We start from the raw sequence: 23052 nt of genomic DNA, 5'->3' as shown, positions 1-23052 counted from the left end.
TGATATTGCAACGACTCAGGTATCACAGCGGCTTACCGGATAGGGTCAGAATATGAAAAGTGGACAAGAGATCCTCGCAATACAGGGAATAGGTAAAACCTATAGTGAACCTGTCCTGGTGGATGTAACGCTAGCATTATATCCAGGAAAAGTATTAGCGTTGACGGGGGAAAACGGTGCTGGAAAAAGTACCTTATCCAAAATCATTGGGGGACTCACCAGCGCAACCGCCGGACAGATGATTTATCAGGGACAACCTTACGCACCAACAAGCAGGAAAGATGCGGAAAAATTGGGTATTCGCATGGTTATGCAGGAACTCAATTTACTGCCTACGCTGTCGGTGGCAGAGAATCTGTTTCTCGAACAACTCCCTCACCGATTTGGCTGGATTGATCGTAAAAAGTTAGAGCAAATGGCTCGCCCCGTCATGGCAATGGTCGGACTACAATCAATCGACCCGAATACTCTGGTGGGTGAATTAGGCATCGGCCATCAACAAATGATTGAAATTGCTAGGAACTTAATTGGTGAAAGCCGGGTGCTTATTCTGGATGAACCGACAGCCATGCTCAGTAGCCGCGAAGTTGAATTATTGTTTAAACAGATAGCGCTATTCAAAGCCCGCGGGGTTTCAATAATTTACATCTCTCACCGGCTGGATGAGTTAGCCATAATTGCAGATGATATTGCTGTTCTGCGAGATGGCCATTTAGTTTGCGTAGACGAGATCAAGCATTTTACCAGCGATCAGATTGTTTCCCTGATGGTCGGACGTGATTTGGAAAGTTCATTTGATTTAAGTGGACGTCGGGCTGGCCGCCCCATAATGAAGGTGGAAAATTTCAAGCGAGGGAAAATCATTCGGGATACTTCGTTTACGTTGCACAGTGGTGAAGTGTTAGGTATTAGCGGTCTGGTTGGCTCTGGTCGAACCGAACTTCTGCGCGCTATTTTTGGCGCAGATAAAATTGACAGCGGTACATTACAGACTGGCGATCCATTAAAACCTATAGCGATTCGCTCTCCTGCAGACGCCATACGGCACGGTATTGCTTTAGTCACAGAAGACCGTAAAGGTGAAGGTCTTTTATTACCTCAATCGGTTGCAGCCAATATTTCGCTGGGCAACAGCGACAAAATAAGTCATCTGTCGGTTGTTAACTCTTTAAGCGAAACGACGTTAGCGAACAAACACATTAAAAGTTTAGGTGTCCGTACGAACAACACTTTACAGGCGGTGGAGAGTTTATCGGGTGGCAACCAGCAAAAAGTGCTGATTAGCCGTTGGCTGGAACGAGATTGCGACGTTGTATTATTTGATGAACCCACTCGCGGTATCGATGTCGGCGCAAAACAAGATATTTACCAATTAATGAATACGCTGACGGCAAAGGGGAAGGGCGTGGTTGTCGTTTCAAGTGACCTTCGCGAACTGATGCTCGTTTGTGATCGTATTGCGGTAATTTCCGATGGAAAGTTAGTGAACACATTTTCGCGGGATGACTGGAGCCAGGATCGAATTTTAGCAGCAGCATTTTCTGCATATCAGCACGTAGAAAAGACTTCCACCGAATAGCCGGGGATAAAAAAATGAAGAATAACTTAGCGACAAAACAAACGGCAGCAGAGAAGGGAAACACCCAGACGTCATGGACAGGGTTAAGTAGCTACATCGGGCTACTCGGAGCATTATTAGCGATGATCGTGCTCTTTTCATGCCTCAGTACGCATTTCCTGAGCATGAATACTTTTAGTACTATTGCGAATCAAATCCCTGACTTAATCGTTATGTCGGTGGGGATGACATTTATATTAATTATTGCCGGTATCGACCTTTCCGTGGGGTCGCTACTGGCTCTTGCCGCCGCAGTAGTAAGCGTTACTTATTTAAATTTCCAGTGGTCGCCATGGCTAGCTGCCCTCTCTGGTATAGCGCTCGCAACACTGGTAGGGGCGTTAACAGGCTTGATTACTGTAGCCTGGCGTATTCCGGCATTTATCGTCTCTCTCGGGGTGCTGGAAATGGCTCGTGGAGCAGCATACCAGTTGACTGATTCGCGAACGGCTTATATCGGTTCGATTTATGACTACCTGGCCGACCCCATTTTCTTCGGCGTCTCCCCTTCTTTTATTATTGCTATCGTAGTCATTATTGTCGGGCATCTGGTATTAACCCGAACCGTATTTGGCCGCCATTTAATTGGTATTGGTACCAATGAAGAAGCAGTTCGATTATCAGGCATTAATCCCGGACCTTATAAGATCGCTGTATTTGCGCTTATGGGGGGATTATCCGGTCTGGCTTCACTGTTTCAGGTGGCACGTCTTGAGGCCGCTGACCCGAATAGTGGTGTTGGCATGGAGCTACAGGTTATTGCTGCTGTCGTGATTGGTGGCACAAGCTTGATGGGAGGACGAGGTTCAATTATCTGCACTTTTCTTGGCGCCTTAATTATTTCCGTTCTGGCTGCAGGGCTGGCGCAAGTTGGGGCAAGCGAGCCCACAAAACGCTTTATCACAGGAGCGGTTATTATCGTTGCAGTGGTACTGGATACCTACCGTAGCCACCTGAATAAAAAATAAATGCCATGGTTACCCGGTACATCCGGGTAACCATAAGCAAAAGCAAACCCTACTACAAACCGAGCGCGGTTCCCACCAGTAGCCAGATATTGAGTGCCACCACCAACACAACAATCACCCAGCCCAGTTGTTTTACCCAGCGGGTATTTACCAAATCGCCCATCAGTTGACTGTTGCTGGTGAAGATCAGCAGCGGCACCAGTGCCAGCGCAATACCGAAACTAAGCAATACCTGGCTCATCACCAGAATGCGGGTCGGATCCAATCCCATCAAAATCACAATAAATGATGGCATCATGGTAACGGTGCGGCGTACCCATAGCGGAATGTGAAAGCGGATAAATCCTTGCATCACCACCTGCCCCGCCAGCGTACCGACCACGGTAGAAGAGAGCCCCGCAGCCACCAGGCTTAAACCAAACACCGTCGCCGCAGCGTGACTCAACAGCGGTTCAAGGGTCAGATACGCCTGATCGAGATCGGCAATACCGGTATGCCCGCTAAAATGAAATGCCGCGGCAGCCGTCGCCATCATCGCCAGATTGACAAATCCGGCAATCGTCATGGCGATAGCCACATCCCATTTCGTGGCCGCATAGCGCTGTTGACGCGTTCCGCCGTGCAGATGTTGGGTTAAGGAAGAGTGCAGATAAATGACGTGCGGCATGATAGTCGCGCCGAGCACCCCGGCTGCCAGGAACACCGCCTCGGAATTAGGCAGGCTTGGGATCACCATTCCCTTACTAAGCTGCGCGAAGTTCGGTTGCGAAAAAACCAGCTCCACAATGTAAGCCGCAGCCACAAACAGCAGCAGGCCGCCGATGACTTTTTCCAGCGGCTTTTGCCCGCGACGCTGCAGCATCAGAATTAAGAACGTCGCAATCCCGGTGAGCACGGCCCCTTGTAATAAGGAAACGCCGAGGATCAGCTTGAAGCCAATCGCGGCGCCTATAAATTCAGCAAGGTCCGTCGCCATGGCGATAATTTCGGCTTGCACCCAGTAGAACCACACCACCGGGCGAGGATAATGATCGCGAATTTGCTCCGCCAGGTTTTTACCCGTGGCAATACCCAGTTTCGCCGACAGCACCTGGATCAGCATCGCCATCAGGTTTGCCCAGACCACTACCCACAGCAGTTTGTAGCCAAAGCTGGCCCCCGCCTGGATATTGGTGGCAAAGTTACCCGGATCGATATAGCCGATCGCCGCGATGAACGCAGGTCCCATTAATGCGAGCTTCAACTTGCGCGCTGCCCGTCCACTGCTACTCTCAACGCGATCGTTAGTCATTTTAGTGCCTCAGAAACATAGCCTTTGCTATGTTTCAAGCTACGCCTGTTGAGAATGATTATCAAATTCATTTTGATGGGTGAAGTTGATTCCTCTGATAGCGTTTGTCTATGGATCGATAAGGATTCTGGAAATACCGGTGAGATGTTTAATTATTGTTATGAGATTAGCACAATGACATAACTTTTCACTTCCATACTAAACATAACAGAAGTGTATCACCGATCACTAATTTTGAATCTCGTCACAGGTCCTTATTATAGTGTGTGTTTGATCTCGTTTTCTTTATGGTTGTTACATAGAATGTGCACGAAAACTAAACCTGCCTCATATTTGGAGCAAATATGGACCGTGTTCTTCATTTTGTCCTGGCCCTTGCCGTGGTTGCGGTACTCGCACTGCTGGTAAGCAGTGACCGTAAAAAAATCCGCATTCGTTATGTTATTCAGTTGCTTGTTATTGAAGTGTTACTGGCATGGTTCTTCCTGAACTCTGATGTTGGTCTGGGCTTCGTGAGAGGCTTCTCCGAGATGTTTGAGAAACTTCTCGGATTCGCTAATGAAGGAACAAACTTTGTCTTCGGCAGCATGAACGATAAAGGCCTGGCATTCTTCTTCCTGAAAGTGCTTTGCCCGATCGTCTTCATTTCCGCGCTGATCGGTATTTTGCAGCATATCCGTGTTCTGCCGGTTGTCATCCGCGCAATTGGTTTCCTGTTATCCAAAGTGAACGGTATGGGCAAGCTGGAATCCTTCAACGCCGTCAGCTCGCTGATCCTGGGTCAGTCCGAGAACTTTATCGCCTATAAAGATATTCTCGGCAAAATGTCTCGCAACCGTATGTACACCATGGCTGCAACGGCGATGTCGACCGTTTCCATGTCTATCGTCGGCGCGTACATGACCATGCTGGAGCCGAAGTACGTTGTTGCGGCGCTGGTTCTGAACATGTTCAGCACCTTTATCGTACTGTCGCTTATCAACCCGTACACCGTTGATGCCAGCGAAGAAAATATCCAGATGTCTAACCTGCACGAAGGCCAGAGCTTCTTCGAAATGCTGGGTGAATACATCCTGGCGGGTTTCAAAGTGGCAATTATCGTTGCGGCGATGCTGATTGGTTTCATCGCGCTGATCGCTGCCCTGAACGCCCTGTTCGCGACCGTGACCGGTTGGTTTGGCTACAGCATCTCCTTCCAGGGCATCCTGGGTTACATCTTCTACCCGGTTGCATGGGTAATGGGTGTGCCGTCCAGCGAAGCGCTGCAGGTGGGCAGTATCATGGCAACTAAGCTGGTTTCCAACGAATTCGTTGCGATGATGGACCTGCAGAAAATCGCCTCCACGCTCTCTCCGCGCGCAGAAGGCATCATCTCTGTATTCCTGGTCTCCTTCGCTAACTTCTCTTCTATCGGTATTATCGCCGGTGCGATTAAAGGCCTGAATGAAGAGCAAGGTAACGTGGTTTCCCGCTTTGGTCTGAAGCTGGTGTATGGCTCTACGCTGGTGAGCGTACTGTCTGCATCTATCGCAGCACTGGTGCTGTAAGCGTAAGACAACGTCGTAGTGAAAAGGCCGGGGATTCCCCGGCCTTTTTATGCCTGCTATTTAGCAATCCAAAGAGATACAGGCACAGACTGTGCAAGATACAGAAACAAAAAACCCCCGCTTTTCAGCGAGGGTTTCAATTTTGGTGGAGCTAAGCGGGATCGAACCGCTGACCTCTTGCATGCCATGCAAGCGCTCTCCCAGCTGAGCTATAGCCCCACGATGCTTTTACGTATGTACCAAATTTATTGGGATTAAATTTGGTGGAGCTAAGCGGGATCGAACCGCTGACCTCTTGCATGCCATGCAAGCGCTCTCCCAGCTGAGCTATAGCCCCACAACGTAAAGCTTGTCGAGTTGACGGGCGGCATCATATGAATTCCCTTCGCGTGTGTCAACGGCAAAATTAACTCAAAGAATTCAATCGCTGAAAAAGCAGTCAAATGAAGAACATTGCGTAACAACTCGCATTCAGTAGTTAAACGCGTCACGGTTTCTACTAAAATGGTGCTATAAAATGAGCCACTAATTAACCCCACGACTATTCAGGGAATCGTTATGTTCAAGGAACGGATGACGCCAGAAGAACTTGCTAATCTGACCGGATACAGCCGACAGACCATCAATAAATGGGTGCGCAAGGAGGGTTGGGCTACATCACCAAAACCTGGCGTACAGGGCGGTAAAGCCCGACTGGTTCACGTCACCGAACAAGTTCGTGAATACATTCGCAGCGCTGAGCGTTCAGCCGAAGGTTTATCAGATAACTTATCGTTATCCGGCGATACTTCTATTGAGGCACTGCTGATTAGACTCGCCAAAGAGATGACGCCGTCAGAACAGAAAATGTTTACGTCTCTGATCCTGCGTGAAGGCATTACGGGTTTATTACAACGCTTAGGGATCCGCGAAAACAAATAATATGAAAAAATTACGCAGCAAAATGACGACCGAAGAACTGGCGGAATGTCTCGGGGTTGCCAAACAAACCGTCAATCGTTGGATCAGGGAACAAAACTGGACCACCGAAAAATTTCCCGGCGTTAAAGGTGGTCGTGCAAGGCTGATTCATATCGACTCCAGCGTCCGCACGTTTCTGCTCAATATTCCGGCTTTTCGCAAAGTCCCTGAGGTTTATCAGGCTGAAGAATCGCTGGCAGAATACACCCCCGTGGTGCGCAGCCACGCCTGTCGCCAGATAATTAGCTCTTTGGACAACATGTCCCCTACGGAACAAGAAAAGTTGTGGCAGTTTATCTCGCGCGAAGGTATTCGTAATTTTCTTGCCCGGTTGGATATTGATGAGTCTGAATAACAGGCAAAAAAAACGGCAGGATGCACTCCTGCCGTTGTTTCATCGGTCTATCGGTCTTACTGCTGGCTTTCACGCTCAGCAATAAATGCCAGCGCTTTATTAATACGCTCAATGCTGCGGGATTTACCAATCGCATGCACCGTGACGTCTAATCCCGGAGACTGACCTGCCCCGGTAACGGCTACGCGCAGCGGCATCCCAACTTTACCCATACCCACTTCCAGCTCATCAGCGGTTGCCTGAATCGCGTGGTGCACGTTTTCTGCCGTCCACTCGCTAATCGCAGCCAGCTTGTCGCGAACCACTTCCAGCGGCTGACGCGCTACCGGACGCAGGTGTTTCTTCGCCGCGTCAGCATCGAACTCAGCAAAGTCTTCGTAGAAATAGCGGCAGCTCTGCGCCATTTCTTTCAGCGTTTTGCAACGCTCGCCCAGCAGTTTAACCAGCTCTGACAGCTGCGGACCAACGCGGGTATCGATATTTTCCTGCTCAATGTGCCATTGCAGATGCGTTGCCACATATTCCGGCGCCAGCGCATTAATGTAGTGATGGTTCAACCACTGCAATTTTTCGGTGTTGAACGCACTGGCAGATTTGCTCACTGCACCAAGGGAGAACAGTTTGATCATCTCTTCACGAGTGAAGATTTCCTGATCGCCGCTGGACCAGCCCAGACGCACCAGATAGTTCAGCAGCGCTTCCGGCAGGTAACCGTCGTCGCGATACTGCATAACGCTGACCGCACCGTGACGTTTGGAGAGTTTTTTACCATCGTCGCCGTTGATCATCGACACGTGCGCGTAAACCGGTACCGGCGCATTCAGCGCTTTCAGGATGTTGATCTGACGTGGAGTATTGTTGATATGGTCTTCACCACGAATGACGTGAGTGATTTCCATATCCCAGTCGTCAACCACAACGCAGAAGTTGTAGGTCGGAGAACCGTCGGTACGGCGGATGATCAGATCGTCCAGCTCCTGGTTGCTGAATTCGATCGGCCCACGGATCTGGTCGTCAAAAATAACGGAACCTTCCTGCGGGTTGGCAAAACGCACCACGCAAGGTTCATCAGCAGCGTGATGTTCGTGGCCGTGGCGGCAGCGGCCGTCGTAACGCGGTTTTTCACCGTTCGCCATTTGCTCTTCGCGCAGCGCGTCCAGACGCTCTTTGGAGCAGTAGCATTTATATGCAGTACCTGCTTCCAGCATCTCATCAATCACAGCGTTGTAGCGATCAAAACGTTTGGTCTGGAAGTACGGGCCTTCATCCCATTCCAGATTCAGCCAGTTCATGCCATCCATAATGGCTTCAATAGCTTCCGGCGTGGAGCGTTCGAGATCGGTGTCTTCAATACGCAGCACAAACTCACCGCCATGGTTACGTGCAAAAAGCCAGGAATAAAGAGCAGTACGCGCACCGCCGACGTGCAGGTAACCTGTCGGGCTTGGCGCGAAGCGAGTTTTGATTTTCATGAAATGGCCTTACGTTTATAAAGATGCCGACAACCGGCAAATCCAGGGAAGATTATCAGGCTCGTATTCTATCACTGTGGTCTGATTCCTCAATGTTGATCGGGTTGGAACATCACGCTTTGCCATTTTCGTATACAAATCATGCCGCATGGATTGTTTTGCGATCGTTTTGTTTAAATTTACGACGAACGAACAATTTCTTTAGAAAATGCGTTGACTCATTTTCAACTCTCCCTATAATGCGACTCCACACAGCGGGGGTGATTAGCTCAGCTGGGAGAGCACCTCCCTTACAAGGAGGGGGTCGGCGGTTCGATCCCGTCATCACCCACCACTTCGGGGCGTTAGCTCAGTTGGTAGAGCAGTTGACTTTTAATCAATTGGTCGCAGGTTCGAATCCTGCACGCCCCACCAATGTAAAAAGGCGCCCTAAAGGCGCCTTTTTGCTATCTGCGATTTATAAGATTCGAACCTGCAGCAGGTTCGGGCCTTGCCTGATGCGCTGCGCTTATCAGGCCTACAGACAATACCGCACGCGTAGGCCGGATAAGACGTTAGTCGCCATCCGGCACAGATATCATACCGTCAATGCTGCCACCAGTTTCTCCAGCGCGGGCGTCGCCTGCTGTTGGTCATACACAATATACAAATCCGCCGGAATACGTTCCTCTAACGGTCGGAATACCACACCCGGCCAGCTCATCTGCGCATAACTGTCAGCAATCAACGTAATACCAATCCCCATGCTGATCATCGCCAGCACCGTTTGCGGCTCCCTCACCTCACGAATAATCATCGGTGAAAATCCAGCGCTCAGGCATACGCGCTGCAAAAATGCCCAGTCGGTATGAATGGAGGGCATCGTGACAAAATATTCATTTCTCAACGCCTCCAGAGGAACGAATTCACTGGCGGTAAGAGGATGTTCTTCAGGCATGGCAACCAGAAAAGAGGACTCATGCAAACGCAAACTGGTAAACCCGGGGGAAAGCTCCGTAGCCATCCGCCAAATTCCCGCATCCAGTTCACGGCGTTCCAGCATCGTCATCTGCATCGCGGGCATGTTCTCGCGAAAAAGCACCTCCACGTTGGGATTATCTTTCAGAAAACGCCGCATTACCGGGCGCATTTTTCCCCACATCGCAGTACCGATGACCCCGAGTTCAATTCGCCCTGCCTCACCGCGACCAATCTGCTCCACTCTCGCCAGCGCCTGATTGGCGCTGGATAACAGTCGGCGCGACTCTTCCATCAATATCTTTCCAGCGTGGGTTAACGCTACGCTGCGGGAATGACGGATAAATAGCAAAGTCCCGAGCTGCTGTTCCAGCTCTTTAACATGGGTACTGATCGGCGGTTGCGACATATTCAGGCGAGCAGCAGCGCGTCCAAAATGCAGTTCTTCTGCAACAGCAAGAAAATAACGCAGTAACTTCAGATCGATGCGGTGCGTGCGTTCCATGGATAATGCGCTCCTGAAATAAGGGTAATGCGCAAAGTTACCATATTGGCTCGCAGAAAATGAAACGACGGGTATCGGAACCCGCCGCTAATGGGACGTTAATGTGCCGGTGATTTCTGTACCCGTCGTTCAGGCTCATGATTGTATTTAAAGAACAATGCAAAGATAACTGCCAGGGCCAGCGCATAGGCGGCAAAGACCAGCCAGATTGTCTGCCAATCTTTAACACCATCAACAGAAAAATAGTCCACCGCTATACCGCTCAGGATTGAACCCACCCATGCGCCAACGCCGTTTACCATCGTCATAAACAGCCCCTGCGCACTGGCGCGAATAGTTGAGCTAACCTCCTGCTCAACAAATACCGACCCTGAAATATTGAAGAAATCAAACGCACAGCCGTAGACAATCATCGACATCAGCAGCAGCACAAAACCAAACGGTGACGGATCGCCAAAGGCAAAAAAGCCAAAGCGCAGCGTCCATGCCAGCATGCTCATCAGCATCACCGTCTTAATGCCAAAGCGTTTGAGGAAGAACGGGATTGTGAGAATAAAGCCTACCTCAGCCATTTGCGAAACCGAAAGCAAAATGGAGGGGTACTTCACCACAAAACTGTCGGCGAATTCTGGGTTACGGGCAAAATCATGCAGGAACGGATTACCAAAGACATTGGTAATTTGCAGCACCGCCCCCAGCATCATCGCAAACAAAAAGAAGATTGCCATCTGCGGTTTTTTAAACAGGACAAAGGCGTCCAGCCCCAGTTTGCTGGCAAGCGTGGCGGACTCTTTTTTCTCGGCAACCGGAATTTTGGGTAATGTAAGAGCGTATAACGCCAGCAGCAATGAAGCACCTGACGCGATATACAGCTGCGCGCTACTCAACTCCAATCCCATCAGGCTGACCGTCCACATCGCCACAATAAAACCTATCGTGCCGAACACACGAATTGGCGGGAACGCAATGACCGGATCCTGACCCGATTGCGCCAGGCACGAGTATGAAACGCTGTTCGATAACGCTATTGTCGGCATATACGCCATCGCGTTAACCAACATCACCCAGAACATTGTCTGGGGATCGGTAACGGTTGTGGCGTATAGCAACACGCCAGCACACACCAGATGGCAGAGCATGTAAGCGCGCTCGGCACGTAGCCATTTATCGGCAATGATACCCATAATGCCCGGCATGATAATCGCCGCCAGCCCTTTCGAACTGTAAACCATACCGACGTTGGCACCGGTAAAATCCAGGGTGTTAATCATGTAAGAACCCAGGGTTACCAGCCAGCTTCCCCAGATGAAATATTGCAAAAACGACATGAGCTTTAAGCGAGATGCGATACCCATTTTTCCGTTCCTTGCCAAAAAAGTAAGACCCCGCAAGCGGGGTCATTTTTTAATTATTCAGGCCAGTTTGCGCAAGAAGCCGCAGATCAGATTGATGAAATTCTGCCGGGACAGTTCCGCTGCCGCCAGCGTCTGTGCGTGAGATAATTTCACATCACCCAGACCTTCCGCCAAATTAGTGATGGCTGCCACCGCAACGACTTTCAGACCGCAGTGGCGCGCAGAGATAACTTCCGGCACCACCGACATTCCCACTACATCACCACCGATAATTTGCATCATGCGGATTTCTGCCGCGGTTTCAAAGTTCGGTCCCGGATAAGAGACAAAAACCCCTTCACTCAGTGGGAACCCTTCCTCAGCGGCAACGGTTTGCAGGACCGCGCGGTAGTCAGCATCATAGGCATTCGCCAGTGAAAAGAATCGCTCACCAAAACGCTCATCGTTTGGCCCTACCATAGGCGTACCCGGCATCGTATTGATGTGATCGCTAAGCGCAACGAGACGACCTGGCCCGACTTCGGGACGCAAAGAACCTGCGGCATTCGTGCAAAACAGCAGCTCACAGCCCAGCAGCTTCAGCGTACGAATGGCATCCGTCATCACCGTCATGCCCCGCCCTTCATAGAAATGTCCACGTCCTTTCATACAGGCCACCGGTACGCCTGACAGATTTCCCAGCACCAGTTCACCGGCATGACCGTGTACGGTACTCACCGGGAAACCCGGTAGTTTCTCGTAAGAGATGGCCACCGCATCCTCAATTTGATCCGCCAGCGCGCCCAGACCAGAACCAAGGATAAACGCTACACGCGGCGTGAAATCCGGTTTGTAACCACGAATAATATCGGCGCTGTACCATGGGTTTTGCGAGAAAAGAGAGTGGCTCATAAGATGTCCTTAACACTGAGTAATCGAAAATGACGTAGCGTACAGCACAGTTATAGCGAGACTACGCAATCGATTACCAATACCGTTTATCCCGACAACCGATAGTAAATCGGTATCGATGAGGTGCGCTAAATCAGCCTGAAATCACATTATTTTCGAGCCAGAAATGGCACAGGAAAACAGATACATTAAGGTTTGGGATTTTTATGATTAAACTCCACTCGGCCGTATTATTGCTGAAGTTCTGTTCGCTGATGCCGATACTCATGTTTTATGGCACGAGGGATCCGTATGACAACTATCAACGTTTCCACCCCAACTGTTCAAAGCAGTAGCGGCGGTGGAAAAGCATCAGCCGGGAATGATATCTCCGCACAGATTGCACAAATCACCCATAAGATAACCAAGCTAACCCAGCAGCTCAAAGATATCCCCAATAGCAGTGGCAGTGTTGAGCAGAAGCGCGAGCAGCAGGAGCTTATTCAGACTCAAATCAAGATGTTACAAGCACAGCTGGCTCAATTGTTGCGCCAGCAGGCCGAGGAGTCACAGCAAAAGCAAAGCGCCGATCAAAGAAAAGCTAGCGGCGTCAACAATGCTACCGACCCACATCGGGTCGATATTTATATCTGATACAAAGGATCGCTAGCACGACCGGCGGTTAATTCACTGGCCTGCATCCGCACCACGTCCCATAACGCCTGAGCCGCGGTCGATAAAGAACGGTTTTTACGTCGCGCCAGCATCAGTTGCCGTTCAACCACCGGCGTCAGACGCTTCACCTGCAGATGACTGCCCTGCGGTAAAGGGAGCGCCAGCGCGGGGAGTACGCTAATACCAATTCCCGCCTCAACCATCGGGAACAGCGTGGCCGGGTGACCAATCTCCTGAACAATATTGGCATCAATGGAAAAGTGGGCCAGCGCCGCATCGATCAGCGGCCGACTGCCGGAAGCATAATCCTGTAGCACCAGACGCTCATGGTAGAGATCCTGCCAGTTTACCCATTCCCGCTGGGCTAAAGGATGGTCCTGCCGACACAGCAACAAGAAAGGCTCGGACAGCACGGCTTCACACTGCAAATCAGTCACGGCGCCGGGATCAATCACAATGCCAAAATCGACTTCTCCCTGGCGAATACTTTCCAGTACCCATTGCTGTGGCCGGTCGTGCAGCACAAAATCGATCGCCGGATAAAGCTGATTGCTCTGGGCAATACACTGGGGAATAAGGTGCGCCGAGATAGTCTGACTGGCAGCCACTCTGACCGTCCCGGTTAACTGCGTCCCTACCTGGCCTGCTTCACGCAAGGTGCTGTGCAGTTCGTCCAGAATGCGTTCCAGACGCGCCGCCAGCTGATGGCCAGCTTCCGTCAGCACCACTTCCCGCGTCGTTCTGTCCAACAGGCGCACACCCGTCTGCGCTTCAAGCTCTTTAACGCTATGGCTGACCGCCGACTGGCTTAAGCCAATGATATCCCCCGCCCGGCTAAAACTTTTGGCCTGAGCGACGGTAACAAAGATACGCAGCTGACGCAGAGAGTAATTCATCTATTCGATTCATATATGGATGCAATAAATCAATTTTATTTCTCAAACGGAAAAACGCAAAATGTTACTACCGAATTTCAGGAGCTTTTATGAAACTTTTTCGTATCCTTGATCCGTTCACGATAACGCTGATTACGGTTGTTTTGCTAGCGTCCTTTTTCCCGGCCGAGGGTGGCTTTGTGCCTTTCTTTGAAGGCTTAACCACCGCCGCCATTGCCCTGCTGTTTTTTATGCACGGGGCGAAGCTCTCTCGTGAGGCCATTATTGCTGGTGGTAGCCACTGGCGTTTGCATCTGTGGGTAATGTGCAGCACGTTTGTTGTCTTCCCGGTTCTGGGCGTTCTTTTCGCCTGGTGGGCGCCAGTCAACGTTGACCCAATGCTCTACACCGGTTTCCTGTACCTGTGTATTTTGCCCGCCACGGTGCAGTCAGCCATCGCCTTTACGTCGCTGGCAGGCGGTAACGTTGCCGCCGCCGTATGTTCTGCTTCCGCCTCCAGCCTGTTGGGTATTTTTCTTTCGCCGCTTCTGGTCGGGCTGGTGATGAATATGCACGGCGCAGAAGGCAGTCTGGAGCAGGTAGGAAAAATCATGCTGCAGCTGCTGCTGCCGTTTGTGCTAGGTCACCTTTCGCGTCCGTGGATTGGAAACTGGGTAGCACGACATAAAAAATGGATCGCGAAAACGGATCAATCCTCTATTTTGCTGGTGGTGTACTCCGCCTTCAGTGAAGCCGTGGTTAACGGGATCTGGCATAAAGTGGGGGTGGGTTCATTGCTGTTTATCGTGGTGGTCAGCATCATCCTGCTGGCCGTCGTGATTGGTATAAACGTCTTTGTTGCGCGTAAATGCGGCTTCAACAAAGCCGATGAAATCACCATTGTGTTCTGCGGTTCGAAAAAGAGCCTGGCGAACGGGATCCCAATGGCAAATATTCTGTTCCCGACGTCGGTGATTGGGATGATGGTGCTGCCGTTGATGATCTTCCACCAGATACAGCTGATGGCGTGCGCCGTGCTGGCGCGTCGCTACAAGCAGCAGACGGATGCATTACAGGCGCAGCAGAAAAGCCGCGCCGCGAAGGCTTAAAGCGGGCGTTTCAGGGGCTGCACCAGTTGCGTCAGCCCCTCAGTTTTAATCAGCAGCGTGATTTGCATCAGTTCGCCGAGCTTGCCCGGCGGGAACTCATCCTTTCGGGCAAACCACAGCAGATACTCTTCCGGTACATCAATCAGCCGACGACCTTTATACTTGCCAAAGGGCATCACGGTATTGGCGATTTCAACCAGCTGCTCTTTTTCCATCTCAGGCACCCAGCAAGCGGATCATTTCAGCTTCATCGATCACGGCAATCCCAAGCTCCTGCGCTTTCGCCAGTTTCGAGCCCGCCGCTTCACCGGCAATCACCAGATCGGTTTTCTTCGATACGCTGCCAGCCACTTTTGCGCCCAGCTCGGTGAGTCGCGCTTTGGCGTCATCGCGTGACATCTGGCTCAGACTCCCGGTCAGCACCACTGTTTTACCCGCGAAGGGACTGTCGATTTCTTCAGCGTTAATGACCACCGGCGCTGGCCAGTTAATCCCCTGCGCCAGCAGTTGCACGATCACCTCGCGGTTGCTCTCTTCGGCAAAGAAATTAAATACGTGGGTCGCTACCACAATGCCGACATCCGGCACTTTTTGCAGCTCTTCAATAGAGGCTGCTTCCAGCGCCTCGAGGGTGCCGAAATGCGCCGCCAGACCTGCCGCCGTGGCTTCGCCGACTTCGCGAATTCCCAGCGCGTAGAGGAAACGGGCAAACGTCGTTGCCTTCGCTTTTTCCAACGCATTCACCACGTTTTGTGCCGATTTCGGCCCCATACGATCAAGACCAGTCAGTTTACCTGCGGTCAGGGTGAAGAGATCCGCTGGGGTATGGACATACTCTTTTTCGACCAGTTGATCGATTATTTTGTCGCCCATACCGTCAACGTCGAGCGCGCGGCGGGAAACAAAGTGTTTCAGCGACTCCTTCCGCTGAGCCCCACAGATTAAACCACCGGTGCAGCGAGTGACCGCTTCGCCTTCGACACGTTCAACGTCAGAGTGACAAACCGGACAATGCTCTGGGAACACAATTTCGCGAGTATCTTCCGGGCGTTCGGAAAGCACGACGTTCACCACCTGCGGGATAACATCACCCGCGCGGCGAATGACGACTTTATCGCCGATACGCAAACCTAACCGCTCGATTTCGTCAGCGTTGTGCAGCGTTGCGTTACTGACGAGCACCCCGGCAACCTGGACCGGCTCAAGGCGGGCAACGGGCGTAATCGCCCCGGTACGTCCGACCTGAAACTCAACATCACGCACAAAGGTCATCTGCTCCTGCGCCGGGAACTTAAAGGCCACCGCCCAACGCGGTGCGCGGGCAACAAAGCCCAGTTGTTCCTGCAACGCCATAGAGTTGACTTTGACAACCACGCCGTCGATATCAAATCCCAGCGTTGGTCGGTCTTCTTCAACTTTATGATAGTAAGCGAGTACTTCCTCCGGAGAGTCGCAAAGCATGACTCTGTCGCTTACCGGCAATCCCCACTCTTTAAATTGCAGCAGGCGGCCCAGGTGAGTATCAGGCAGCACGCCGCCTTCCAGTACCCCCACGCCATAGCAGAAGAAAGTAAGCGGTCGCTTCGCTGTGATACGCGGATCAAGCTGACGCAATGACCCGGCCGCCGCGTTACGCGGGTTAGCAAAAACTTTGTTACCCGTGCGACGGGCCTCTGCGTTAATTTTTTCAAATCCGGCCTGCGGCAGGAACACTTCACCGCGCACTTCCAGACGCGTCGGAATGTTATCGCCACGCAGTTTTAACGGGATCGCGCGAATGGTGCGCACGTTAGAAGTAATGTCCTCACCCGTGGTGCCATCACCACGAGTTGCGGCACTAACCAGCACACCGTTTTCATACAGGATACTGACCGCCAGCCCGTCCAGCTTCAGCTCACAGCACCAGGTCAGTTTATCGGTACTCTTCAGCCTGTCCTGAACGCGCTTATTGAAGGCCAGAAAACTCTCTTCATCAAATACGTTATCCAGCGACAGCATTGGCACTTCATGGCGAATCTGGCTAAACGCCGTTAACGGAGCGGCGCCAACGCGCTGGGTTGGCGAGTCGGGGGTAATAAGGTCCGGATGCTGTGCTTCCAGCTCGCGCAGTTCACGCAGCAGGCGATCGTACTCCGCATCAGGAATTTCCGGCGCGTCCATCACATGGTAGAGATACTCATGATGGCGAAGCGTGGTTCGCAGTTCTGTCAGTTGTTGTTCGATTGATTCCATATCGCACCATCAATGATAAAAAACCCCCGACAGGCGGGGGTTTAGCAAGGAGATGTCACGCCAGAGGAAAATCAGGCGTGAGATTCTTTAACTTCGCGGATGCGGTCCTGATACTCGCGCAGTTTCTGCGGCGTCATCATGCGACGTTGATCGTCGAGCACCACACCGCCCACTTCATCGGCAATGTGCTGTGCGGACTGCAGCATCAGCTTAAAGTTTTGCAGCTCGTCCCCGTAGGACGGAACCTGCATAAAAATGGTCACGCCAGGAGTGCTGAAGTCGCCCGTCATTTCTGGGTCAAACGTTCCCGGGTTAACCATATTGGCAAGGCTAAACAGCGACGGACCGCTGCCATCCGGGCTCAAATGGCGATGGAAAATATTCATATCACCAAATTTGAAACCGGCCTGCTGAATGCTGTTGAGCAGCACTTCACCGTTGAGCTCGCTACCGTGATGCGCAGCAACGTTCATAATGATGACCGCTTCTTTACGCTGCGGTTTTTCAGCAACAGGCGCTTCTTCTACTACTGGCTCAGGCTGCGGTTGATGTTCAACGACAGGCTCAGCTGGCTGGAAGGTCTGCGGCGCAGGTTGCGGGGCTTGCTGCACGGGTTGCTGAACCTGCGGCGCAGCGGGTTGATGCTGCATCGGCTGTTGCGCAGGTTGCTGCTGAACAGGCTGATGTTGCACCGGCTGCTGCGGTTGTACAGGCTGCGGCGGCTGCTGAACATGCGGCGGCGGTACCGGCGCTTGTGCAGGCTGCTGCGCGGATTGACGCGGCTGAGCAGACGCATAAGGCGGCTGGTACTGGTGTTGCGGCGACTGAGGAGGAACCCCATGTTCCTGCGCATTACCGGGAGCATGATTCACACGATGAACGCGAACTTCGCCCACGCCTTCGTCTTCCTCGACGTTGTCGTCGAACGAATCCTCGTCTTCACGTTTAGACTTCATGCGTTTCAGTGGGCGATCGCGGAATATAGAAGACCGCTCTTTACGGCTAGTCCAAAAACCATGTACCAGTAAAGCGATTATGGCGATCGCGCCAACAATGATTAATATCAGACGCAAATCCTGCATCATTATATTCTCTGTTGTTCTAACACCTTGCCACCACGGCAAACATTTACTCACTAAGAGTATTTGTCGATTACGCCAAGTGCAAGTGTACTCTTGGCTTTCACAGCATAAAGATGAACAAAATTGTGCTTTTTGCTGTTTTTTCGAACATTTCCGAACAGCTTAACGCTCAACAACCCGGTAAGATACGCAAAGTTTACCAGAGCTTATATAACAAGGAGTATGTCCTGACCATGGTTTCATCATCTGCAGTTGTACCTCGCAGCGGCCTATATTACTTTTCTCAGGGATGGAAGCTCATCACTCAACCGGGTATTCGTCGGTTTGTTATCCTGCCTTTACTGGTGAATATCCTGCTGATGGGCGGCGCATTCTGGTGGTTATTTACACAACTCGATAGCTGGATCCCCGCGCTGATGAGCCACGTCCCTGACTGGCTTCAGTGGCTCAGCTATTTACTGTGGCCGATTGTGACTGTCTCTGTGCTGTTGGTATTCGGCTATCTGTTCTCGACTATTGCTAACTGGATTGCCGCACCGTTTAACGGTCTGCTGGCGGAACAGCTGGAAGCACGCTTAACGGGCGCCACGCCGCCTGACACCGGCGTTCTCGGCATCATGAAAGACGTTCCGCGCATTATGAAACGCGAATGGCAAAAGCTGGCGTGGTATCTCCCGCGCGCCTTCGTGTTGCTGATCCTCTATTTTATTCCAGGCATTGGGCAGACCGTTGCCCCAGTGCTGTGGTTCCTGTTCAGCGCGTGGATGCTGGCCATTCAGTACTGCGATTATCCGTTTGATAACCATAAGGTGCCTTTTAAAGAGATGCGCGTCGCGCTGCGCACACGCAAGGTAACCAATATGCAATTTGGCGCGTTAACCAGCCTGTTCACCATGATTCCGGTGCTCAACCTGTTCATCATGCCGGTCGCGGTTTGTGGTGCCACGGCGATGTGGGTAGACTGCTATCGTGCTAAGCACGCGTTATGGAAGTAATGCAAAAATGTGTAAAAGCGGGCTGGCTTATGCCCGCTCTTATTCCATACTGCTACGCATTATTTCTCATCAGCATATAGATATGCGAATTCCTTACTTCCCCATACTTTCTCAACAGGTATGCTGAAGCGGTATCCCAATTTCATACAGTTAAGGACAGGCCATGAGTAAGATTTTTGAAGATAACTCGCTGACTATCGGTCATACGCCGCTGGTTCGACTGAACCGTATCGGTAACGGACGCATTCTGGCGAAGGTGGAATCACGCAACCCGAGCTTCAGCGTCAAATGCCGTATCGGTGCCAATATGATTTGGGATGCCGAAAAGCGTGGTGTGCTGAAACCGGGCGTTGAGCTGGTAGAACCGACCAGCGGTAACACCGGTATTGCACTGGCTTACGTCGCCGCCGCTCGCGGTTACAAACTGACGCTGACCATGCCGGAAACCATGAGCATTGAGCGCCGCAAGCTCTTAAAAGCGCTGGGCGCGAACCTGGTACTGACCGAAGGCGCAAAAGGCATGAAGGGCGCAATCCAGAAAGCGGAAGAAATCGTCGCCAGCGATCCGGAAAAATTCTTGTTGCTGCAGCAGTTCAGTAACCCGGCGAACCCGGAAATCCATGAAAAAACCACCGGCCCGGAAATCTGGGAAGATACCGATGGCCAGGTTGATGTCTTTATTTCCGGCGTAGGTACCGGCGGTACGTTGACTGGCGTGACCCGTTACATTAAAGGCACCAAAGGTAAAACCGACCTGATCACCGTTGCGGTTGAACCTACCGACTCCCCTGTTATCGCCCAGGCCCTGGCGGGTGAAGAACTTAAACCAGGCCCGCATAAAATTCAGGGCATCGGCGCAGGCTTCATTCCTGGCAACCTTGATCTGAAGCTTATCGATAAAGTCGTTGCCATCACCAATGATGAAGCGATTTCTACTGCACGTCGCCTGATGGAAGAAGAAGGTATTCTGGCGGGGATCTCTTCCGGCGCAGCGGTTGCTGCCGCGCTTAAGCTCCAGGAAGATGAAACCTTTACCAATAAGAATATTGTGGTTATCCTACCGTCATCGGGTGAGCGTTATCTGAGCACTGCACTGTTTGCCGATCTCTTCACAGAGAAAGAACTGCAACAGTAATGCCAGCATGTTAAAAACGCGTAAAAAAGCACCCTTTTGGGTGCTTTTTTGTGGCCTGCTTCAAAGTTTCACCTCTCCTGGCATTGATTCAACCCGCCGGAACTGGTATTTAACCAAACTAATTATTTTGATGCGCGAAATTAATCGTTACAGGAAAAGCGCTAGCTGAATCGATTTTATGATTTGGTTCAACTCTTCCTTTCGCGGCATAATGTTTAATGACGAACGAAACGTCAGCGGCAAGAAGTTGCCAGCAACGGATTGCACCGAACTCCTTTTGTGTCGCGTCCAGTTTACGCCGATGCTAACAATACAGGCTAAAGTTGAGCCGCCAGGCTAGACTTTAGTTCCACAACACTAAACCTATAAGTTGGGGAAATATAATGTTCCAGCAAGAAGTTACCATTACCGCTCCGAACGGTCTGCATACTCGCCCTGCTGCTCAGTTTGTTAAAGAAGCAAAAGGCTTTTCTTCTGAAATTACTGTGACTTCCAACGGCAAAAGCGCTAGCGCCAAAAGCCTGTTTAAACTGCAGACTCTGGGCCTGACTCAGGGTACCGTTGTCACCCTGTCCGCAGAAGGTGAAGACGAGCAGAAAGCAGTTGAGCATCTGGTTAAACTGATGGCTGAACTCGAGTAAGTTCAACGAGTTCTTTTAAATATCAGTCACAAGTAAGGTAGGGTTATGATTTCAGGCATTTTAGCATCCCCGGGTATCGCTTTCGGTAAAGCATTGCTGCTGAAAGAAGACGAGATCGTCATTGACCGGAAAAAAATTTCTGCCGACAAGGTTGATCAGGAAGTTGAACGTTTTCTGAGCGGTCGTGCCAAGGCATCTGCGCAACTGGAAGCGATCAAAACTAAAGCTGGTGAAACGTTCGGTGAAGAAAAAGAAGCCATCTTTGAAGGGCATATTATGCTGCTCGAAGATGAGGAGCTGGAGCAGGAAATCATAGCCCTGATTAAAGATAAGCACATGACGGCTGATGCAGCTGCGCATGAAGTTATCGAAGGTCAGGCCACAGCCCTGGAAGAGCTGGATGATGAATACCTGAAAGAACGTGCGGCTGACGTACGTGATATCGGTAAACGCCTGCTGCGTAATATCCTGGGTCTGGCAATTATCGACCTGAGCGCGATTCAGGACGAAGTTATCCTGGTAGCCGCTGACCTGACCCCGTCAGAAACCGCACAGCTGAACCTGAACAAAGTGCTGGGTTTCATTACTGACGCGGGCGGACGTACCTCCCATACCTCTATCATGGCGCGTTCTCTGGAACTGCCTGCCATCGTAGGTACGGGTAGCGTCACCTCTCAGGTGAAAAACGACGACTATCTGATTCTGGATGCCGTAAACAACCAGGTTTACGTCAATCCGACCAACGACGTTATTGAGCAACTGCGTGCCGTTCAGGAGCAGGTTGCTACCGAGAAAGCGGAACTCGCTAAGCTGAAAGATCTGCCGGCTATCACGCTGGACGGACATCAGGTTGAAGTTTGCGCCAACATCGGTACCGTTCGTGACGTTGAAGGCGCTGAGCGTAACGGCGCTGAAGGTGTGGGTCTGTACCGTACCGAATTCCTGTTCATGGACCGTGAATCGCTGCCAACTGAAGAAGAACAGTTTGCTGCGTATAAAGCCGTCGCTGAAGCCTGTGGCTCTCAGGCGGTCATCGTCCGTACCATGGACATCGGCGGCGATAAAGAGCTGCCGTACATGAACTTCCCTAAAGAAGAGAACCCGTTCCTGGGCTGGCGTGCTGTGCGTATCGCCATGGATCGTAAAGAGATCCTGCGTGACCAGGTTCGCGCTATTCTGCGCGCCTCTGCTTTCGGCAAACTGCGCATCATGTTCCCAATGATCATCTCTGTTGAAGAAGTGCGTGCACTGCGCAAAGAGATCGAAATCTACAAACAGGAACTGCGCGACGAAGGTAAAGCATTTGACGAAAGCATTGAGATTGGCGTGATGGTGGAAACACCGGCAGCGGCAACAATTGCGCGTCATTTAGCCAAAGAAGTTGATTTCTTTAGTATCGGCACCAATGATTTAACGCAGTACACCCTGGCAGTTGACCGTGGTAATGATATGATTTCACACCTTTACCAACCGATGTCGCCATCTGTACTGACGCTGATCAAGCAAGTTATTGATGCTTCTCATGCGGAAGGCAAATGGACTGGCATGTGTGGTGAGCTTGCAGGCGACGAACGTGCTACACTTCTGTTGCTGGGGATGGGTCTGGACGAATTCTCTATGAGCGCCATTTCTATCCCGCGCATTAAGAAGATTATCCGTAACACGAACTTCGAAGATGCGAAGGTGTTAGCAGAGCAGGCTCTTGCTCAACCGACAACGGACGAGTTAATGACGCTGGTTAACAAGTTCATTGAAGAAAAAACAATCTGCTAATCCACGAGATGCGGCCCAATTTACTGCTTAGGAGAAGATCATGGGTTTGTTCGATAAACTGAAATCTCTGGTTTCTGATGATAAGAAAGACACCGGAACTATTGAGATTGTTGCTCCGCTCTCTGGCGAGATCGTCAACATCGAAGACGTGCCGGATGTAGTTTTTGCTGAAAAAATCGTTGGTGATGGCATCGCTATCAAACCAACCGGTAACAAAATGGTCGCCCCTGTTGATGGCACCATCGGCAAAATCTTTGAAACCAACCACGCTTTCTCTATCGAATCCGACAGCGGCATTGAGCTGTTTGTTCACTTCGGTATTGATACCGTTGAACTGAAAGGCGAAGGCTTTAAACGCATCGCTGAAGAAGGTCAACGCGTGAAAGTGGGCGACCCGGTTATTGAATTCGATCTGCCGCTGCTGGAAGAAAAAGCCAAGTCTACCCTGACTCCGGTTGTTATCTCCAACATGGACGAAATCAAAGAGCTGATCAAACTGTCCGGTAGCGTGACGGTGGGTGAAACTCCGGTTATCCGCATCAAGAAGTAATTCTTGTTGCAGAGAAGAATGGCGCCTGATGGCGCCATTCTTTTATATATGTATACCCCGACAACGATTTTTTGTAGGTCGGAAAAG

Annotated in this window: 22 protein-coding genes and 4 tRNA genes; 14 read left to right on the top strand and 12 right to left on the bottom strand. The window is 51.1% G+C overall.

Annotation, left to right across the window (positions count from 1 at the left end):
- Window positions 1-52 precede the first annotated feature (52 nt).
- On the top strand, window positions 53-1579 hold the full coding sequence (locus OGV80_RS21310) for a sugar ABC transporter ATP-binding protein (protein ID WP_220771504.1): 1527 nt from the start codon (window positions 53-55) through the stop codon (window positions 1577-1579).
- A 14-nt stretch (window positions 1580-1593) separates the two neighbouring features.
- The gene (locus OGV80_RS21305) at window positions 1594-2586 is read left to right on the top strand and encodes an ABC transporter permease (RefSeq protein WP_043017112.1); all 993 of its coding nucleotides are present in this window, start codon (window positions 1594-1596) and stop codon (window positions 2584-2586) included.
- 52 nt (window positions 2587-2638) lie between these two features.
- Here the strand turns inward: OGV80_RS21305 and OGV80_RS21300 are convergent, their stop codons facing one another.
- Together OGV80_RS21300 and OGV80_RS24540 are read right to left on the bottom strand one after the other, a co-directional pair.
- Window positions 2639-3877: an Nramp family divalent metal transporter gene (locus tag OGV80_RS21300; RefSeq protein WP_043017113.1), complete on the bottom strand. Its 1239-nt coding sequence runs from the start codon at window positions 3875-3877 to the stop codon at window positions 2639-2641.
- Complete coding sequence (locus OGV80_RS24540) at window positions 3874-3948, bottom strand: hypothetical protein (protein WP_418219455.1); 75 nt, start codon at window positions 3946-3948, stop codon at window positions 3874-3876. Before OGV80_RS24540 ends, OGV80_RS21300 begins: the two co-directional genes overlap by 4 nt.
- A 273-nt stretch (window positions 3949-4221) precedes the next feature.
- On the opposite strand from OGV80_RS24540, the gene nupC reads away from it, so the two are divergent.
- Window positions 4222-5424: a nucleoside permease NupC gene (nupC, locus tag OGV80_RS21295; protein ID WP_042306965.1), complete on the top strand. Its 1203-nt coding sequence runs from the start codon at window positions 4222-4224 to the stop codon at window positions 5422-5424.
- 143 nt (window positions 5425-5567) lie between these two features.
- Here nupC and OGV80_RS21290 read toward each other — a convergent pair.
- Window positions 5568-5643 (bottom strand) — tRNA-Ala (locus tag OGV80_RS21290).
- 42 nt (window positions 5644-5685) lie between these two features.
- Window positions 5686-5761 (bottom strand) — tRNA-Ala (locus OGV80_RS21285).
- A 221-nt stretch (window positions 5762-5982) separates the two neighbouring features.
- Between OGV80_RS21285 and OGV80_RS21280 the strand changes: the two genes are divergently transcribed.
- Together OGV80_RS21280 and OGV80_RS21275 are read left to right on the top strand one after the other, a co-directional pair.
- Window positions 5983-6345 carry a YfeC-like transcriptional regulator gene (locus OGV80_RS21280; RefSeq protein ID WP_006683575.1) on the top strand — a complete coding sequence of 121 codons (363 nt, stop codon included), beginning with the start codon at window positions 5983-5985 and terminating at the stop codon, window positions 6343-6345.
- Window position 6346: 1 nt separating this feature from the next.
- Window positions 6347-6739 (top strand): MerR family transcriptional regulator, encoded by a 393-nt coding sequence (locus tag OGV80_RS21275; protein WP_043017115.1) that lies wholly within the window; start codon window positions 6347-6349, stop codon window positions 6737-6739.
- Between the two features lie 56 nt (window positions 6740-6795).
- On the opposite strand, the gene gltX is transcribed toward OGV80_RS21275, so the two are convergent.
- Window positions 6796-8211: a glutamate--tRNA ligase gene (gene gltX, locus OGV80_RS21270; protein WP_043017116.1), complete on the bottom strand. Its 1416-nt coding sequence runs from the start codon at window positions 8209-8211 to the stop codon at window positions 6796-6798.
- 258 nt (window positions 8212-8469) lie between these two features.
- On the opposite strand from gltX, the gene OGV80_RS21265 reads away from it, so the two are divergent.
- Together OGV80_RS21265 and OGV80_RS21260 are read left to right on the top strand one after the other, a co-directional pair.
- A tRNA-Val gene (locus OGV80_RS21265) sits at window positions 8470-8545 on the top strand.
- Between the two features lie 4 nt (window positions 8546-8549).
- Window positions 8550-8625, top strand: a tRNA-Lys gene (locus tag OGV80_RS21260).
- A 163-nt stretch (window positions 8626-8788) separates the two neighbouring features.
- Here the strand turns inward: OGV80_RS21260 and OGV80_RS21255 are convergent.
- The 3 genes from OGV80_RS21255 to xapA all read right to left on the bottom strand — a co-directional run bounded on the left by OGV80_RS21255 (window position 8789) and on the right by xapA (window position 11919).
- A complete protein-coding gene (locus OGV80_RS21255; protein WP_286515717.1) occupies window positions 8789-9673 on the bottom strand; it encodes a LysR family transcriptional regulator in 885 nt (294 codons plus the stop codon).
- A 98-nt stretch (window positions 9674-9771) separates the two neighbouring features.
- Window positions 9772-11028: a nucleoside permease gene (locus tag OGV80_RS21250; protein WP_043017118.1), complete on the bottom strand. Its 1257-nt coding sequence runs from the start codon at window positions 11026-11028 to the stop codon at window positions 9772-9774.
- 57 nt (window positions 11029-11085) lie between these two features.
- Complete coding sequence (xapA, locus tag OGV80_RS21245; protein WP_087052469.1) at window positions 11086-11919, bottom strand: xanthosine phosphorylase; 834 nt, start codon at window positions 11917-11919, stop codon at window positions 11086-11088.
- Window positions 11920-12210: 291 nt separating this feature from the next.
- Here xapA and OGV80_RS21240 point away from each other — a divergent pair, with 291 nt between their 5' ends.
- Window positions 12211-12552: a FlxA-like family protein gene (locus OGV80_RS21240; protein WP_087050899.1), complete on the top strand. Its 342-nt coding sequence runs from the start codon at window positions 12211-12213 to the stop codon at window positions 12550-12552.
- Here OGV80_RS21240 and OGV80_RS21235 read toward each other — a convergent pair.
- Complete coding sequence (locus OGV80_RS21235; protein WP_043017121.1) at window positions 12543-13469, bottom strand: LysR family transcriptional regulator; 927 nt, start codon at window positions 13467-13469, stop codon at window positions 12543-12545. The two genes, OGV80_RS21240 and OGV80_RS21235, sit on opposite strands and share 10 nt — an antisense overlap.
- A gap of 89 nt (window positions 13470-13558) precedes the next feature.
- Here OGV80_RS21235 and OGV80_RS21230 point away from each other — a divergent pair, with 89 nt between their 5' ends.
- The gene (locus OGV80_RS21230; protein WP_047409665.1) at window positions 13559-14557 is read left to right on the top strand and encodes a bile acid:sodium symporter family protein; all 999 of its coding nucleotides are present in this window, start codon (window positions 13559-13561) and stop codon (window positions 14555-14557) included.
- On the opposite strand, the gene OGV80_RS21225 is transcribed toward OGV80_RS21230, so the two are convergent.
- The 3 genes from OGV80_RS21225 to zipA form a co-directional block, all read right to left on the bottom strand.
- Window positions 14554-14772 (bottom strand): DUF3820 family protein, encoded by a 219-nt coding sequence (locus OGV80_RS21225; protein ID WP_003038102.1) that lies wholly within the window; start codon window positions 14770-14772, stop codon window positions 14554-14556. The two genes, OGV80_RS21230 and OGV80_RS21225, sit on opposite strands and share 4 nt — an antisense overlap.
- Window position 14773: 1 nt before the next feature.
- Window positions 14774-16789: an NAD-dependent DNA ligase LigA gene (gene ligA / locus OGV80_RS21220; protein ID WP_047409663.1), complete on the bottom strand. Its 2016-nt coding sequence runs from the start codon at window positions 16787-16789 to the stop codon at window positions 14774-14776.
- A gap of 71 nt (window positions 16790-16860) precedes the next feature.
- Window positions 16861-17874 (bottom strand): cell division protein ZipA, encoded by a 1014-nt coding sequence (gene zipA / locus OGV80_RS21215; RefSeq protein WP_043017124.1) that lies wholly within the window; start codon window positions 17872-17874, stop codon window positions 16861-16863.
- A 230-nt stretch (window positions 17875-18104) separates the two neighbouring features.
- Here zipA and cysZ point away from each other — a divergent pair, with 230 nt between their 5' ends.
- From cysZ to crr, 5 genes are all read left to right on the top strand, one after another.
- On the top strand, window positions 18105-18866 hold the full coding sequence (gene cysZ / locus OGV80_RS21210) for a sulfate transporter CysZ (RefSeq protein WP_087052468.1): 762 nt from the start codon (window positions 18105-18107) through the stop codon (window positions 18864-18866).
- Between the two features lie 163 nt (window positions 18867-19029).
- Window positions 19030-20001 (top strand): cysteine synthase A, encoded by a 972-nt coding sequence (cysK, locus tag OGV80_RS21205; protein ID WP_003038091.1) that lies wholly within the window; start codon window positions 19030-19032, stop codon window positions 19999-20001.
- Window positions 20002-20384: 383 nt separating this feature from the next.
- Window positions 20385-20642, top strand: a complete 258-nt coding sequence (ptsH, locus tag OGV80_RS21200) for a phosphocarrier protein Hpr (protein WP_043017126.1) — start codon at window positions 20385-20387, stop codon at window positions 20640-20642.
- 45 nt (window positions 20643-20687) lie between these two features.
- Window positions 20688-22415 (top strand): phosphoenolpyruvate-protein phosphotransferase PtsI, encoded by a 1728-nt coding sequence (gene ptsI, locus OGV80_RS21195; protein WP_008785405.1) that lies wholly within the window; start codon window positions 20688-20690, stop codon window positions 22413-22415.
- A 40-nt stretch (window positions 22416-22455) separates the two neighbouring features.
- On the top strand, window positions 22456-22965 hold the full coding sequence (gene crr / locus OGV80_RS21190; RefSeq protein WP_000522253.1) for a PTS glucose transporter subunit IIA: 510 nt from the start codon (window positions 22456-22458) through the stop codon (window positions 22963-22965).
- The last annotated feature ends 87 nt before the right edge of the window (window positions 22966-23052 follow it).

The organism is Citrobacter sp. Ce119 (genome assembly GCF_030334525.1).
GTDB lineage: Bacteria > Pseudomonadota > Gammaproteobacteria > Enterobacterales > Enterobacteriaceae > Citrobacter > Citrobacter europaeus.
The sequence above is the reverse complement of the archived record's forward strand: the minus strand, read 5'-3'. Positions and strand labels throughout refer to the sequence as shown.

Excerpts from the sequence above, each read along its gene's own strand:
- gltX (WP_043017116.1), bottom strand. The coding sequence starts at position 8,211 with ATGAAAATCAAAACTCGCTTCGCGCCAAGCCCGACAGGTTACCTGCAC.
- ptsI (WP_008785405.1), top strand. The coding sequence starts at position 20,688 with ATGATTTCAGGCATTTTAGCATCCCCGGGTATCGCTTTCGGTAAAGCA.
- OGV80_RS21305 (WP_043017112.1), top strand. The coding sequence starts at position 1,594 with ATGAAGAATAACTTAGCGACAAAACAAACGGCAGCAGAGAAGGGAAAC.
- OGV80_RS21250 (WP_043017118.1), bottom strand. The coding sequence starts at position 11,028 with ATGGGTATCGCATCTCGCTTAAAGCTCATGTCGTTTTTGCAATATTTC.
- OGV80_RS21275 (WP_043017115.1), top strand. The coding sequence starts at position 6,347 with ATGAAAAAATTACGCAGCAAAATGACGACCGAAGAACTGGCGGAATGT.
- OGV80_RS21235 (WP_043017121.1), bottom strand. The coding sequence starts at position 13,469 with ATGAATTACTCTCTGCGTCAGCTGCGTATCTTTGTTACCGTCGCTCAG.
- OGV80_RS21310 (WP_220771504.1), top strand. The coding sequence starts at position 53 with ATGAAAAGTGGACAAGAGATCCTCGCAATACAGGGAATAGGTAAAACC.
- OGV80_RS21255 (WP_286515717.1), bottom strand. The coding sequence starts at position 9,673 with ATGGAACGCACGCACCGCATCGATCTGAAGTTACTGCGTTATTTTCTT.
- OGV80_RS21280 (WP_006683575.1), top strand. The coding sequence starts at position 5,983 with ATGTTCAAGGAACGGATGACGCCAGAAGAACTTGCTAATCTGACCGGA.
- OGV80_RS21300 (WP_043017113.1), bottom strand. The coding sequence starts at position 3,877 with ATGACTAACGATCGCGTTGAGAGTAGCAGTGGACGGGCAGCGCGCAAG.
- OGV80_RS21230 (WP_047409665.1), top strand. The coding sequence starts at position 13,559 with ATGAAACTTTTTCGTATCCTTGATCCGTTCACGATAACGCTGATTACG.
- nupC (WP_042306965.1), top strand. The coding sequence starts at position 4,222 with ATGGACCGTGTTCTTCATTTTGTCCTGGCCCTTGCCGTGGTTGCGGTA.
- cysK (WP_003038091.1), top strand. The coding sequence starts at position 19,030 with ATGAGTAAGATTTTTGAAGATAACTCGCTGACTATCGGTCATACGCCG.
- ligA (WP_047409663.1), bottom strand. The coding sequence starts at position 16,789 with ATGGAATCAATCGAACAACAACTGACAGAACTGCGAACCACGCTTCGC.
- OGV80_RS21225 (WP_003038102.1), bottom strand. The coding sequence starts at position 14,772 with ATGGAAAAAGAGCAGCTGGTTGAAATCGCCAATACCGTGATGCCCTTT.
- crr (WP_000522253.1), top strand. The coding sequence starts at position 22,456 with ATGGGTTTGTTCGATAAACTGAAATCTCTGGTTTCTGATGATAAGAAA.
- cysZ (WP_087052468.1), top strand. The coding sequence starts at position 18,105 with ATGGTTTCATCATCTGCAGTTGTACCTCGCAGCGGCCTATATTACTTT.
- OGV80_RS21240 (WP_087050899.1), top strand. The coding sequence starts at position 12,211 with ATGACAACTATCAACGTTTCCACCCCAACTGTTCAAAGCAGTAGCGGC.
- zipA (WP_043017124.1), bottom strand. The coding sequence starts at position 17,874 with ATGATGCAGGATTTGCGTCTGATATTAATCATTGTTGGCGCGATCGCC.
- ptsH (WP_043017126.1), top strand. The coding sequence starts at position 20,385 with ATGTTCCAGCAAGAAGTTACCATTACCGCTCCGAACGGTCTGCATACT.
- xapA (WP_087052469.1), bottom strand. The coding sequence starts at position 11,919 with ATGAGCCACTCTCTTTTCTCGCAAAACCCATGGTACAGCGCCGATATT.